The sequence below is a fragment of the Tabrizicola sp. genome (assembly GCF_041913445.1).
Lineage (GTDB): Bacteria > Pseudomonadota > Alphaproteobacteria > Rhodobacterales > Rhodobacteraceae > Tabrizicola.
On the sequence record NZ_JAYSFG010000003.1, the window covers coordinates 233366 to 245167 of the forward strand.

The 11802-nt window shown below is 66.8% G+C and carries 13 protein-coding genes; 8 read left to right on the plus strand and 5 right to left on the minus strand.

The genetic code is table 11. From position 1 onward, the window contains the following. The first annotated feature begins 47 nt into the window (after positions 1–47). Complete coding sequence (locus ACE3Q6_RS05295; protein WP_374429403.1) at positions 48–566, plus strand: pyridoxamine 5'-phosphate oxidase family protein; 519 nt, start codon at positions 48–50, stop codon at positions 564–566. 2 nt (positions 567–568) lie between these two features. Here ACE3Q6_RS05295 and ACE3Q6_RS05300 read toward each other — a convergent pair whose 3' ends face one another. After that, a complete protein-coding gene (locus ACE3Q6_RS05300) occupies positions 569–2419 on the minus strand; it encodes an AI-2E family transporter (protein ID WP_374429405.1) in 1851 nt (616 codons plus the stop codon). A 151-nt stretch (positions 2420–2570) separates the two neighbouring features. Between ACE3Q6_RS05300 and ACE3Q6_RS05305 the strand changes: the two genes are divergently transcribed. Next, positions 2571–3056, plus strand: coding sequence for a hypothetical protein (locus ACE3Q6_RS05305; RefSeq protein WP_374429407.1), 486 nt, complete (start codon positions 2571–2573; stop codon positions 3054–3056). Positions 3057–3144: 88 nt separating this feature from the next. Here the strand turns inward: ACE3Q6_RS05305 and ACE3Q6_RS05310 are convergent, their stop codons facing one another. Beyond that, on the minus strand, positions 3145–3306 hold the full coding sequence (locus ACE3Q6_RS05310; protein WP_295072261.1) for a DUF1328 domain-containing protein: 162 nt from the start codon (positions 3304–3306) through the stop codon (positions 3145–3147). A 218-nt stretch (positions 3307–3524) separates the two neighbouring features. Between ACE3Q6_RS05310 and ACE3Q6_RS05315 the strand changes: the two genes are divergently transcribed. Genes ACE3Q6_RS05315 through ACE3Q6_RS05325 form a run of 3 tightly spaced genes read left to right on the plus strand, consistent with a single transcriptional unit; the run spans position 3525 to position 5507 of the window. After that, positions 3525–4190 (plus strand): hypothetical protein, encoded by a 666-nt coding sequence (locus tag ACE3Q6_RS05315; protein ID WP_374429410.1) that lies wholly within the window; start codon positions 3525–3527, stop codon positions 4188–4190. Then, the gene (locus ACE3Q6_RS05320; protein ID WP_374429412.1) at positions 4190–4600 is read left to right on the plus strand and encodes a phage holin family protein; all 411 of its coding nucleotides are present in this window, start codon (positions 4190–4192) and stop codon (positions 4598–4600) included. Before ACE3Q6_RS05315 ends, ACE3Q6_RS05320 begins: the two co-directional genes overlap by 1 nt. A 1-nt stretch (position 4601) precedes the next feature. Next, entirely contained in the window at positions 4602–5507 is a 906-nt protein-coding gene (locus ACE3Q6_RS05325) for a hypothetical protein (RefSeq protein ID WP_374429414.1), read from the plus strand. 35 nt (positions 5508–5542) lie between these two features. Here ACE3Q6_RS05325 and ACE3Q6_RS05330 read toward each other — a convergent pair whose 3' ends face one another. The 3 genes from ACE3Q6_RS05330 to ACE3Q6_RS05340 are packed head-to-tail and all read right to left on the minus strand — an operon-like array spanning position 5543 to position 7994. Next, the gene (locus ACE3Q6_RS05330) at positions 5543–7201 is read right to left on the minus strand and encodes a histidine kinase dimerization/phosphoacceptor domain -containing protein (RefSeq protein ID WP_374429416.1); all 1659 of its coding nucleotides are present in this window, start codon (positions 7199–7201) and stop codon (positions 5543–5545) included. A 41-nt stretch (positions 7202–7242) separates the two neighbouring features. After that, entirely contained in the window at positions 7243–7824 is a 582-nt protein-coding gene (locus tag ACE3Q6_RS05335; protein WP_374429419.1) for an RNA polymerase sigma factor, read from the minus strand. Further along, positions 7821–7994 carry a NepR family anti-sigma factor gene (locus ACE3Q6_RS05340; RefSeq protein ID WP_374429421.1) on the minus strand — a complete coding sequence of 58 codons (174 nt, stop codon included), beginning with the start codon at positions 7992–7994 and terminating at the stop codon, positions 7821–7823. Before ACE3Q6_RS05340 ends, ACE3Q6_RS05335 begins: the two co-directional genes overlap by 4 nt. Before the next feature lie 153 nt (positions 7995–8147). Here ACE3Q6_RS05340 and ACE3Q6_RS05345 point away from each other — a divergent pair, with 153 nt between their 5' ends. The 3 genes from ACE3Q6_RS05345 (at position 8148) to ACE3Q6_RS05355 (ending at position 11761) form a co-directional block, all read left to right on the plus strand. Further along, on the plus strand, positions 8148–8957 hold the full coding sequence (locus ACE3Q6_RS05345) for a response regulator (RefSeq protein ID WP_374429423.1): 810 nt from the start codon (positions 8148–8150) through the stop codon (positions 8955–8957). Between the two features lie 31 nt (positions 8958–8988). After that, positions 8989–10602, plus strand: a complete 1614-nt coding sequence (locus ACE3Q6_RS05350) for a phospholipase D family protein (protein WP_374429425.1) — start codon at positions 8989–8991, stop codon at positions 10600–10602. A 121-nt stretch (positions 10603–10723) separates the two neighbouring features. Further along, the gene (locus ACE3Q6_RS05355; protein ID WP_374429427.1) at positions 10724–11761 is read left to right on the plus strand and encodes a PRC-barrel domain-containing protein; all 1038 of its coding nucleotides are present in this window, start codon (positions 10724–10726) and stop codon (positions 11759–11761) included. Positions 11762–11802 lie beyond the last annotated feature (41 nt).

Below are 11802 nucleotides of genomic sequence, written 5' to 3' on the forward strand. Positions count from 1 at the left end.
CCGAGGCGTTGGATTGGGGACTTCCCTCAACGCAACGGAGACGACAAATGGCCCTCGTCAGCGACCACGAGAACACCCAGAACCCGCCGAACATCCAGACCCTTCCCGCCGCCCGGATCTGGGAGATGCTGAAGGCGATCGACATTGCGATGCTGGTCACCCACAGCCCCGAAGGGCCGAAGGGCCGGCCGATGTCCACCATCCCCACGCCTGAAAAGGGGGTGATCTATGTCCTTACGGAAAGCGAAAGCTCGGCGGCGCGGGATATCCGCGTCAATGGCGCGGTGTTCCTGGGCTACCAGGGCCGTGGCGACTATGTCGCGCTGATCGGACAGGCGACGGTCAACCCGGACCAGGGCCTGGTCAAGGACCTGTGGAACCCCGGTGCCGAGATCTTCTGGCCCGGCGGGCCGGCGGGGCACGACATCGTGGCGCTGGAGATCGATCCCGGCCATGCCGATGTCTGGGACGGCCCGGGCATCCTGCGCGGGATCGCCGAGATCTTTGCGGGCGCGGTCAAGGGCAAGTCGCCCGACCTTGGCACGCGGGGCCAGGCCGAGCTGTAAGCTTACGCCGCGGCGGAGGTCGTCCTGTCGAAGGCATGGGAGAAGAGATCTTCCATGCCGTCGACGGCGAAATCCGCCGAGCCCTTCGCCGGGGGCAAGGGCTTGGTCTCGGTCGGGTCGGACCAGCGCGCCAGCCCAAGCTTCACGCCGGGCATCCGGCGGCGCAGAAGGCGCATCTGCAGGTCAACCGCGGCGCTGCGCGTCGCATCAAGCGTCACCACAACCACGGTTTCGGGTCTGAAGTCGGCCAGCATCCGCGGCAGCGCCGCACGCGGCGGGACGGTCAGCACCTCGGCCCCCTCCGCCTTCAGTGCCTGCGACACCATCCGGGCCGCGGCCTCGTCCAGCCGGGTCAGCGCGCCCATCACGACGATCTTCCGGCCCAGCCCGTCCAGGAGGCCGTTGCCGACCAGCGTGGAGGGGTCCGTGTCCAAGGACGGCCCGGTGGTTTCTTCGGCAAGGGCAAGCTCTTCTTCGACGACGGTTTCCAGCTCTTCCGTCAGCGTCCAGGCGGCATTGGCGATGCGCTGGGTCTGGTAGTCGGACAAGAGACCCGTCGAGTGGTCCGACTGCGCCAGGACAAGGGCGGGGATCGCGGTCTTGTCGTAGTAGTCCGCGAGGTAGCGCTTTGCAGTCGAGGTGGTGGCGGCCTCGGTGAACTCGACGATGCGGCCGGCGAGCAGGCGGTCGTAGAGCCGCGCGGAATCGGCAAGCACGGGCTGGTCGCCGAAGAGGATCGGGAAGACGCGCAGGCTGGGCACGTGGTGGCCGATCACCACGAGGCAGACCGTGAGCGGCGTGGCGATGATCAGGCCCATCGGCCCCCAGAGCCAGGTCCAGAACATCGCGGATACGATGACGGCCAGCGGCGAGACCCCGGTGCGGCTACCGTAGAAGAAGGGCTCGATGATGTTCGAGGTGACGAATTCGACGACCAGGAACAGCGCTCCGGTCCACAGGACGAGCGACCAGTCGGGCGAAACGGCGAAGGCCATCAGAAGCGGCAGGATCGCCGAGATGGCCGAGCCGATGTAGGGGACGAAGCGCAGGACCAGGGTGACAAGGCCGAAGAAGAGCGCGTTTGGCACGCCGATCAGCCAGAGGCCAAGCCAGATCGGAATGGCGTAGATCACGTTCACCACCAGCTGCGCCAGGAGGTAGGTGGAGACGCGCCCCCCGGCCTCGGCCAGAAGGCGCGAGGTGGCCAGGATGTTCGACCCTCCGATCAGCTGGACCAGCCGGTCGCGCAGGGTGGCGCGTTCGAGAAGGGCGAAGATGACGACGACGAAGATGAGGCCGAAGATCCCCACGGGGGCAAGTGCCGGCAGGATGATGTCGGTCAGCCATTCCCGCATGCCGGGTTGTTCAACGACCTCGACCTTCATGGTCGGGTCGGTGGCCTCGGTATCCGCGGCGAGACGTTCCGAGATCCGGTCCACCATGACCTGCAGGTGGGCGACGATCCGGCTGTCGGTGCCGGCGGCCAGAATGGTGTCCACCTTGGTCAGGACGTTGCCCTGGTACTTGGGAAGGTTCATGCCGATCTGGCTGAGCTGGTAGGCCAGGACCAGAACGAAGGCCGCCACGGCTGCCCCGGCGGCGACGACGGTGACGATGACCGCAGCCGTGTCGCGCAGGCCCCAGCGGCGCAGGTGGTTGACGACCGGCGTCAGGATGAAGGCGAACAGCATCCCCAGCGCCAGGGGCAGGAACAGGTCCTGCGCGACGTAGAGGATAGCGCAGACGGCGGCGATGGTGGCCAGGGTGGTGAGGGAAACGATGGAGTGGCCGGAGTCGGTCCACAGGTCGTCGCGATCCTGCCGTGTCATGGCAGCGTCATCGGTCTTCGGCATTCTCTCCCCCCGCGGAACCGCCTTGAAGAACGCCGCTGCCGGATCGGAGGTTCCCTGTCGCCCCGACACCCCCTGACTGGCAGGGCCGGGAACTTCCGGGCCGGTTCAGCGTTTGCGGTCGTTGGAGTGCGATAGTGCGAGGAGGGCGAAGATGACGTCACAGGAAGCCGGACGCAATGTCATCCTGATCAATGCAGCGGTGCTGTCCCTGCCGCGCGAGACGATCACGCTGGACGAGGCGGCGACGGTCTTCGTCGCGGGCCGGTCGGTGGTGCAGATGACCCTGGCCGAGCTGGCCCTTCCCGATGCCCATATGGTGCTGACCGATTTCAGCCAGAGCGCCTCGTTAAGTGCGCTGAACGCGACGCTGCAGGCAGCGGGCGGTCTGGACCGGCTGATCCTGGCGGCGGACGGCGAGGAAAGCGAGGCGGTCTTCTCGCTGATGTGCGCGGTCCTGACCTTCCGCCCGGCCCTGCGGCGGCGGCGGGGCGGTCGGATCGAGCTGATCCTGGAAGACGGGCGGGCGGTGCCTTCTCTGGTGGAGTTCCTGCAGCGGATCGGCGGCACCCTGGACCTGGACGGGATCGCGACCGAGCTTCGCATCACCGAGCGGCGCATCGTCCCGGCCGTCGCCTGACCCCTAGACAGAAAAATGGGCTGCGAGGTCATCGCAGCCCAGTAGAAGGGAGGCGGCAGGGAAGAACCGCTTCCTCAGGGGTTGGAGATCACCGCGTCATCATTCCGCGCACGAGCGAGATGACGAACAGGATGATGAAGATGACGAACAGGATCTGCGCGATCCCGGCCGAAGTGCCAGCGATGCCGCCGAAGCCGAGAACACCGGCGATGATCGCGATGATCAGGAAGGTAACTGCCCAACCAAGCATGGGATTTCTCCTTTGATTACATGAAGCCCCGCAGGGCCAAGCGTCCGATTGCTGGACAAACACGGGTCGGGCGTGTCGGTTCCCTGGGCACGGCAAGAATTCGCCCCGCGCCGCCTGCGGGGGAACCGGAAGCCCCTTTGACGATTGTATCCACACAGTGCCGGCGCCGTGACGCAGGGGCCGCGCAGGACATCCCAAAGGATTTCAGGAGAAGTGCGATGAACGCGAGCGACAAGGACACCTCACAGCGCGGCCAGATGTCGGGTTCGACCGGCGAGATGGAGCGCAACGGGCAGAATGCCGGCAAAAGCGCGACCCGCGCGGCGGGCTCTGCGGCGGATACCGCCAAGCGCGGCATGGAAGACATGGGCAAGTCGGTCCGCGATGGGGCCTCGACCATGAAGGACGAGGCGACGGACGCGATGGAAGAGGGCCGTTCGCGCGTGAGCGGCATGGTCGGCAAGGTCCAGGACATGGCACAGGACGCCAAGGAAGCCGTCGTCAGCGGGGCGGGCTCTACCCTGTCCGCAGTCAAGGACGTTGCCGTCGAAAAGGCGGACATGGCGCGCGAAAGCCTGTCGGACGTGGGCCAGAGGATCGCGGCGACGTTGGAGAGAGCCTCGGCCGAAGGCGACAACGACGCGCTGAAGTCGCGGGTGATGACCTCGGTCGCGCAAGGTCTTAGCACGGCCTCGGACGCGCTGCGGCAGCGGTCGGTGGCCGACCTGACCTCGGACGTCAAGGAACTGGCCAAGCGGCACCCGGGGGCCTTCATGGCCGCGGCGGCCGTCGCCGGTTTTGCGGCGGCGCGCTTCATCCGGTCGTCGAGCCGGCGTCGGATGGCGGATCGGGACACCGATTACGGCCAGGGACCGCGGGTCTGATGCGCGGGGTCGAGCCAGAGAGAGAAGGCACGCGGGCGCTTCTGTCCGAGGTCATCTCGGGCATGAGCCGGCTGATCCGGGGCGAGCTGAAGCTGGCGAAGGCCGAGGCGGCCGAGGGCGTCAAGCACGCCCTGGGCGGCCTGGTGAAGATCGCCATCGCGGCTGTCCTTGCCCTGGTCGGCCTGAATGTCCTTGCCGGGGCCGCCGTGGCCGCGCTGGCAGCCACCGGGATGGGTCCAGCCTGGGCCTCGCTGATCGTCGGCGTGGCGCTGTGTGTGCTGGCCGTGGTCCTGGTGCTGGCCGGCAAGGCGGCGCTGACGCTGCGTGGCCTGTGGCCGGACCGGGCGATGCGGGGCGCGCGCCGCGACGTCGAGGCGGTGCAGGCCGGGCTTAACGAGACGGGAGCATGAGATGGCTGAGAAAAGCATGACCGAAATCGAGCAATCGCTCGAACGTGACCGCCAGGCGTTGGCCCAGGCCCTTGTGGCGCTGCGGCACCGCCTGGACCCCGCAACCCTGATCGCCGAGGGCAAGGAGGCGCTGATGTCCAGGGCCTCGCCGCTGGTGTCGCGGGTGGACAGCACGGTGCGCGAGCATCCGCTGGCCGCTGCGGCAGCCGGCGTGGCGCTGGCGGCGCTGATCTTCGGGCGAAAGGCGATCAGCAGCCACGACGGGCCGGTGGTAACCCCCGTCACCACGGGCACGCGCTACGAGGCGTTGACCCGCTGGGAAGGCGAGGGCGGCCCTCCGGCCCCCGAGCCGGTGGACCCGGAGGAAGAGTGGCTGACGGAGGCACGTGGGCTGCGCCGGAACGCCAGGAAGATGCTGCGCCAGATCGACGATGCGGCCCGGCGCGGCCTGGCACCGGCCGCCCAACTGGCCAAGCACCGGGCCGAAGTCGTCTCCGCCCTTGCGGTCGACACGCGCGACGCCCTTGGCCGGGGGCTTGAGTCCCTGACCGGGACCGCGCGCGAACAGGCGATCCTGGCGCGCGAGCGGATCTACATGGGCAAGGTCGCCCTGGCCGAGAAGAGCCGCGTCCAGGTCGAGGAGCATCCGCTTCTGACCGGGGCAATCCTGGCGGCGGCGGGGGCGGGGCTTGCCTTCCTGTTCCCGCAGACGGAAACCGAGGATCGCCTGATGGGCGAAGCGCGGGACCGGCTGATGAACGACGCGATCAATGCCGCCAAGGCCGAGGCGATGAAGGCCAGCGAGCTGGCGCAGACGCTGAGATCGGCGCTGAAGAGCGACATCGAAAGCGCATCCGCGCTGCTGTCGCCCAACGATCAGCGACGACCCACCTTCCGGCACCACTGAGCCTTCCGGAACCGGCCCCTCGCGGGCCGGTTTCTTCATGGATGGCGCAGCGGGCTTCGACGCGGAAAGACGAGGTCGACCGACGCCCGCCCGTCGTGCAGCCGGACGCTGATCGTCCCCGAGAGCTGTGCCGCGAATTGTCTGAGCATCCGCTGCGGCAAGGAGACGAGTCCCTCGCTCACCTGCGGGCGGAGCTCGGGCACCTCGGGTCCTTCGACCAGAAGGTGGATGGTGCCCTCGTTCTCGGTCAGCGCGACGGCAACGGCATCCTTTTCAAGACCTCCGCGCGAAAAGTAGCATCCGATCGCCTCGGCCAGCGCGAGGGCCAGCGGGACCGCCGCCTCGGCGTCGATCTGGACAGGTTGCAGGCGCTTCGACGCCACGCCCAGCGCCACGCCGTGGATCTCTTTCAGCCGCTTGATCACGTTGCCGAGGATGACATCGACCGAGACATCCCGCTGGCCGGACACGGTGTAGAGGCTGGTGTGCGTGGACGAAAGCGCGATGACCCGGTTGATCAGACCGTCCAGCACGGCGCGCAGCTTGGTGTCCTCTGCCTCGCGACGGTACATCCGCATGATGGAGGCGATGATCTGCAGGCTGTTGCCGCTGCGGTGGCTGACCTCGCGGATCAGCAGGTCCTTGTCGACGACGAGGTTCTGCAGCTCGGCCTCTTCCTGCTCGATGGTGCGGATCATCTCTTCGTAGGCGGCGTGGAGACGCTGGATCTCGTCCGGGGCGCCGGCCATGTCGGGGATCTGCATCCGCTGGCGCGAGGACACGTAGTCCGCCATGGACCGGGACAGCGCACGGACGTGCCGCACGACAAGCCGGCTTGAGGCGAAGGCAGCAGCGACGAGGGCGGCAAGCCAGGTCAGAAGCGGCATCATGTAGGGGACGGCGACGTTGGTCCAGAAGCTGGCGCTGAGGGGCCGCCAGACCGATACCAGGACCAGGTCGTGCGCGATTGGCACCACGGAAAGGATGTGGCGTCCCCGGTCGTCTTTGACGAAGGTCGCCAGCTCTTTCTGCCTGGCAAGTTCCGCAAGCGTAACCTGGCCGGGGATGGCCACTTCGGGGTCTATCTCGGGATCAGAGGCGACAAGCACGCTTCCGTCGGCCACGACCGTTGCCAGATAGGTCGGTTTCCACTGCGACAGCGCATCGTCGTAGACCGAAGGCGACACGGCCTGGTAGGCAAGGGAAATCCCGACATACCCCTGGCTCACGCCCGCCGAGTCGAACACCGGGTGGCGAACGCCGACGATGGGCTGTTTCGAGAGCAGGCCGTGGCGGTCATATTCGAGCCCCGGAACTGCCAGCGCGACCAGTTCCTGGAACCTGGGATTCTGGGAAAGGTCATAGACCTTGCCGTCGGACGCGCAGGTGACGAGGCCGTTCTTCGGAGCATAGGCGACCATCGTGGCCTGAGGAAACTGGCGCTTGATGGCGGCCACCTGCTCCATGCAGGAGGGGCCACCGGAATTGGGCCGGCCAAGGACGGACGCAAGGATGCGGGCCGAGACCTGGGCCTCCTTGATCAGTTCGACCTGCGAACGGACGGACTGCAGCGCCGCCCCACCGACCCCCTTCAGGGTAGAGGCGTCCACCTGCTGAAGCGCGTCGCGGGTCTGGACCACGGACAGGATGCCCAGCGGCATGAGCGCAAGGATGATCGTCGAGCCCAGGCGCACGCCAAGGCCGCTGAAGCTTAGAAGTTGTTTGAGTCTTCGGATCAAAACCCGACTGCGGACGTTCGCATCACGACCGCCTGGGTTGCTCCGTCCGTACCGGAAAACATGTCCTCTCCGTTCTGCAGGTGCAGCAGTTCTGCCAGACGTTTCCGGGCGCGGCTAGCGCGGCTTTTGACGGTGCCGATGGCAACCCCCATCATCTCTGCCGCTTCTTCGCAGGAAAAGCCGGACGCGCCGACCAGGATCAGCACCTCGCGGTGTTCGGGGCTAAGCGTGTCGAAGGCGCGCTGGAATTCCTGCATCGCCATGTGCCCGTCATGGGCCGGCTTCACCGACAGGCTTGCGGCATGGATGCCCTCGCTGTCCTGCACCTCGCGCCGGGTCTTGCGGAGCGACGAGTAGAAGGTGTTGCGAAGGATGGTGAAGAGCCAGGCGTCGAGGTTGGTCGCGGGGTCGAATTTCTCGATGTTGGACCAGGCCTTCAGGATCGTGTCCTGTACAAGGTCATCCGCCATGGTCGCGTCGCGCGCGAGGCTGATCGCGAAGGCTCGCAGCTTCGGAATGGCCCCGGCGAGCCGATCACGGGGATCTGCCTGCTGCGGAGCTGGGAAGGCAGCGGTCATTCCGCCCCGTCCTTTCCTGCCGCCTTATTCTGGAGCTGGGCGAGAAGGTCCCGAAACCGGTCCGGCAGTTCCTCGTTCAAGGTCGCCGCGTAAACGCGTTTCAGGTTCTCGTCGATTTGCGCGCGGATGGCCTGCCGGTTTGGCACATCCCCCTCCTTATCCTTCTTCATCACATTCCATTCCCAACTTTGCGCCTTAACTCGCGCGACTACGTCATGGTTCCGGCCTATCATGCACCCGGATAATTTTGTTGCAGCGCTGGGAACCAAACGTCGTCTCGCAGGTTTGGTTCCCGTCGAATTGTGCAATCAGGGAGATTTTTTATGTTCGCACAGGAAGCGGTCGATCATTCCGCAACGGTGGCACGTCACCTCCCCTATCTTCGGCGCTATGCCCGGGCGCTGACGGGGAACCAGTCCAGCGGGGACAAGTATGCCATAGCCGTCCTGGAGTCGATCATCGCGGATCCTTCCCTGCTGACCGCACAGCCCGATCCCAAGGTGTCGCTGTTCGCAGTGTTCCACTCGATCTGGGCGACCGCCGGGGCCCCGGTGACCGATGCCGAGGATCACCTCACCAGCGCCGCGCAGGCCCATATGGCCGGGCTGACGCTGAATTCGCGCGAGGCGCTGCTTCTGAACACGGTGGAAGGTTTCGACCATGACCAGGTCGCGGCAATCATGGGCATCGACGCGGACGAGGCGCGCCACCTGATCGACGTTGCCGTGCAGGAGATGGAGCGGTCGGTCCGCGGGTCGGTCCTGGTGATCGAGGACGAAGCGATCATCGCCATGGACATTGTCGCCATCGTGGAAGGGATGGGCCACCGCGTCACGTCGAACGCCCGGACCCATACCGAGGCGGTCGAGATGGCGGCGGCGGAAAAGCCGGACCTGATCCTTGCCGACATCCAGCTTGCCGACAACTCTTCCGGCGTCGAGGCGGTCAACGAGATCCTGGCCCAGTTCGGGGACATTCCGGTCATCTTCATCACCGCCTTCCCCGAGCGGCTTCTGACCGGCGAACGGCCCGAGCCCGCGTTCCTGATCAACAAGCCGTACACCGAGGAACAGGTGCGCTCGGCAGTCAGCCAGGCGATGTTCTTCTCATCCACGGCCACGCTGCGGGCCTGAACCGACGGGAACCGGGGCGTGCGCTTGGGGGTTGACCCTCGTTGCATCCCCGGAAGCCCAAGTGCCGCAGGCCGCCATCCATCGTCATCCGTCCTCTCCGCCGCCGATCGAAATCTTCGTTACGGCGGCCGAGGCCTATCCGGCGCTGGAGCGCGCCTTCCTGCAGGCCGAACGCGAGATCGTGGCGGGCTTCCGGGTCTTCGACCTGAAGACGAAGCTGCGGTCGCCCGAGGGACAGTCCATCGGTCCGACCTGGTTCGAGCTGATGATCCACACCCTGCGCCGTGGGGTGTCGGTCCGGATCGTGCTGGCGGACTTCGATCCCCTAGCCCGGCCGCGTCTGCACCGGGCGACTTGGCGCAGCGTGCGGATGTTCTGGGCAGCGGCAGAAATGGCCGGTCCGGGCGCGCGGCTGGAGGTCGTGCCGTCGATGCATTCGGCGGTCGCGGGGATCTGGCCGCGGATCCTGTTCTGGCCCGTGGTGAAGACGCGCCTTGGCCGGGTGACGGGATGGTTGCGGCGGCAGGTCTCCTCGCGCCGGTTGCGAGCGCTGCGCGAGATGCCGGGGATCGAGGAGATGCTGGTTGCCAAGGACGAACTGCCGCGGCCAAGGCTGTTCGTCGTCCCGCCGCTGTATCCCGCCACCCATCACCAGAAGCTGGCGGTGTTCGACGAGCGGCGGCTTTACATCGGCGGGCTGGACCTGGACGAAAGGTTTTACGACACGCCGCAGCACCGCCAGCCGGGCCACCAGACATGGCATGACGTGCAGCTCATGCTCGACGGGCCCATCGCCCGGGATGGCCGGGCGCATCTGCTGGACTTCCTCGATATCATCGACGGAAAGGCAGAAGCGAGCGATCCCTTCCCCGACCGCACCGGTCTGCGCTTTGTCCGCACGCTGTCGCGGCGCCGGGGGCGAGGTGCGTGGCGGTTCATCTCGCCAGAGCCGGCGGTGGCCGAGATCGAGGCTGCGCACCGCGCCGGGATCGCCGGGGCGACGCAGCTTGTCTATGTCGAGACACAGTATTTCCGTGACCGCAGATTGGCGCGTCTTCTGGCCGAGGAAGCGCGGCGGAAGCCGGATCTGCGGATGATCCTGATCCTTCCCGGCGCACCCGACGACGTGGCGTTCGAGGGTTCGACCAGGTTGGACGCGCGTCTGGGGGAGTTCCTGCAGGCCAAGTGCCTGCGCATCCTGCGCCGCGGATTCGGCCGACGGCTTTTCGTGGGCGGGGCAGCGCAGGCGCGACGGACGGACGCGACGGGCCGGGCGCAGTTGCGGGGCGCGCCGCTGGTCTACATCCACGCCAAGGTCAGCATCTTCGATGACGCCCAGGCCATCGTCGCCTCGGCCAACCTGAACGGCAGGTCCCTGCGTTGGGACACCGAGGCGGGTGTGGTGCTGACCCGGCCGGCCGAGGTCGCTCGGCTGCGGCAAAGGCTGATGGCGCACTGGCTGCCGAAGGATGCGGCAGGGGAGTTCTTCGATCCCGACCGCGCGGTCGCTGCGTGGTGGCGATTGGCGGCGCAGAACGCCAAGCTGCCCCCCGAACGGCGGCGCGGCTTCCTGCTGCCTTACGACCTGCGCTCGGCCGAGGAATTCGGGCGCGCCTTTCCGCTTGTCCCCGACGAAATGGTGTGATGCGCGGTTTCTTGCCGGATCGCACCGATCGGGCATCGCGGTCGGAACTGATCCCGCCAACCGACGTTGGGATTTCACAAGCGGTCAGGTGCCGCAAGAAATCGCAACCAAGGAGATTCACGTGAAAGCTCTGCTTCTTACAACCGCTCTGGCGGCTGGCTTCGCATTGCCTGCGATGGCGCAAGACGCCGCCTCCCCGTTCCAGACCGAGGCCGCCGGCCCGTCGCTTGCGGCGTCCGAGGTGATCGGTGCCCGCATCTATGCAAGCGAAGGCGCGATCGATGCCGACGCCTATTCGGGCGTGCAGGAAGGCTGGGAAGACATCGGCGAAGTGAACGACATCATCCTGGGCCGTGACGGCACCGTCGACGCGGTCCTGGTGGATATCGGGGGCTTCCTCGGCATGGGTGAACGTCAGATCGCCGTGGACATGGCGGCGCTGAAGGTCGTCCAGGACGATGCGACCGATGCCGATGACTGGTTCCTGGTGCTGCAGTCCGACCGGGCCGGCCTGGAGAGCGCGCCGGAATACGTGATGCCGGGCGCCCAGCCGATGGCCGAGGGTGACGCCAACGCTGATGCGAATGCCGACGCAAATGCTGACGCAAATGCCGGTGCTGCCGAAACCGATGCCAATGCGGAAGCTGGCACCGATGCCGTCCAGCCCGACACCACCCAGCAGGGCACGGCAACGGACGAAGCCGTGGCCGAATCGACCGAAGGTGCGGCCACCGAAGGTGTCGGCAATGCGACCGAGACCGAGATGCCCGCGGATGGCGACGTGGCCGCCGAGGGCAACGAGACCGAAGGCGCTTCCGCCTCGGCCCCGGCTGTCAACGCGGACGGCACCATGACGCTGCCCGATGGCTACACGGCCGTCGAAAGCGACGTGCTGACCGCCGAGCTGCTGACGGGCGCCGACGTCCGCGACCCGAACGATGCTTCGATCGCGGAAGTGTCGGACCTTGTGCTGACCGGCGAAGGCCAGGTGACGGACGTGGTGCTTGACGTCGGCGGCTTCCTCGGCATCGGCGCCCGTTCGGTCGCCATCCCGATGGACCGCCTGACCGTGGCGCAGACCGAAGGTGGCGCTGTGCGGATCTGGGTCAACATGACCAAGGAAGAGCTTGAAGCCCTTCCCGAGCACACCGTGCAGTAAGCAATGGTCGTCCGCTGTGGCAGTGCCCTCTGACAGCGGAA

Coding starts and splice junctions, on each gene's coding strand:
- ACE3Q6_RS05295 (WP_374429403.1), top strand. CDS start 48: ATGGCCCTCGTCAGCGACCACGAGAACACCCAGAACCCGCCGAACATC.
- ACE3Q6_RS05300 (WP_374429405.1), bottom strand. CDS start 2,419: ATGCCGAAGACCGATGACGCTGCCATGACACGGCAGGATCGCGACGAC.
- ACE3Q6_RS05305 (WP_374429407.1), top strand. CDS start 2,571: ATGACGTCACAGGAAGCCGGACGCAATGTCATCCTGATCAATGCAGCG.
- ACE3Q6_RS05310 (WP_295072261.1), bottom strand. CDS start 3,306: ATGCTTGGTTGGGCAGTTACCTTCCTGATCATCGCGATCATCGCCGGT.
- ACE3Q6_RS05315 (WP_374429410.1), top strand. CDS start 3,525: ATGAACGCGAGCGACAAGGACACCTCACAGCGCGGCCAGATGTCGGGT.
- ACE3Q6_RS05320 (WP_374429412.1), top strand. CDS start 4,190: ATGCGCGGGGTCGAGCCAGAGAGAGAAGGCACGCGGGCGCTTCTGTCC.
- ACE3Q6_RS05325 (WP_374429414.1), top strand. CDS start 4,602: ATGGCTGAGAAAAGCATGACCGAAATCGAGCAATCGCTCGAACGTGAC.
- ACE3Q6_RS05335 (WP_374429419.1), bottom strand. CDS start 7,824: ATGACCGCTGCCTTCCCAGCTCCGCAGCAGGCAGATCCCCGTGATCGG.
- ACE3Q6_RS05340 (WP_374429421.1), bottom strand. CDS start 7,994: ATGAAGAAGGATAAGGAGGGGGATGTGCCAAACCGGCAGGCCATCCGC.
- ACE3Q6_RS05345 (WP_374429423.1), top strand. CDS start 8,148: ATGTTCGCACAGGAAGCGGTCGATCATTCCGCAACGGTGGCACGTCAC.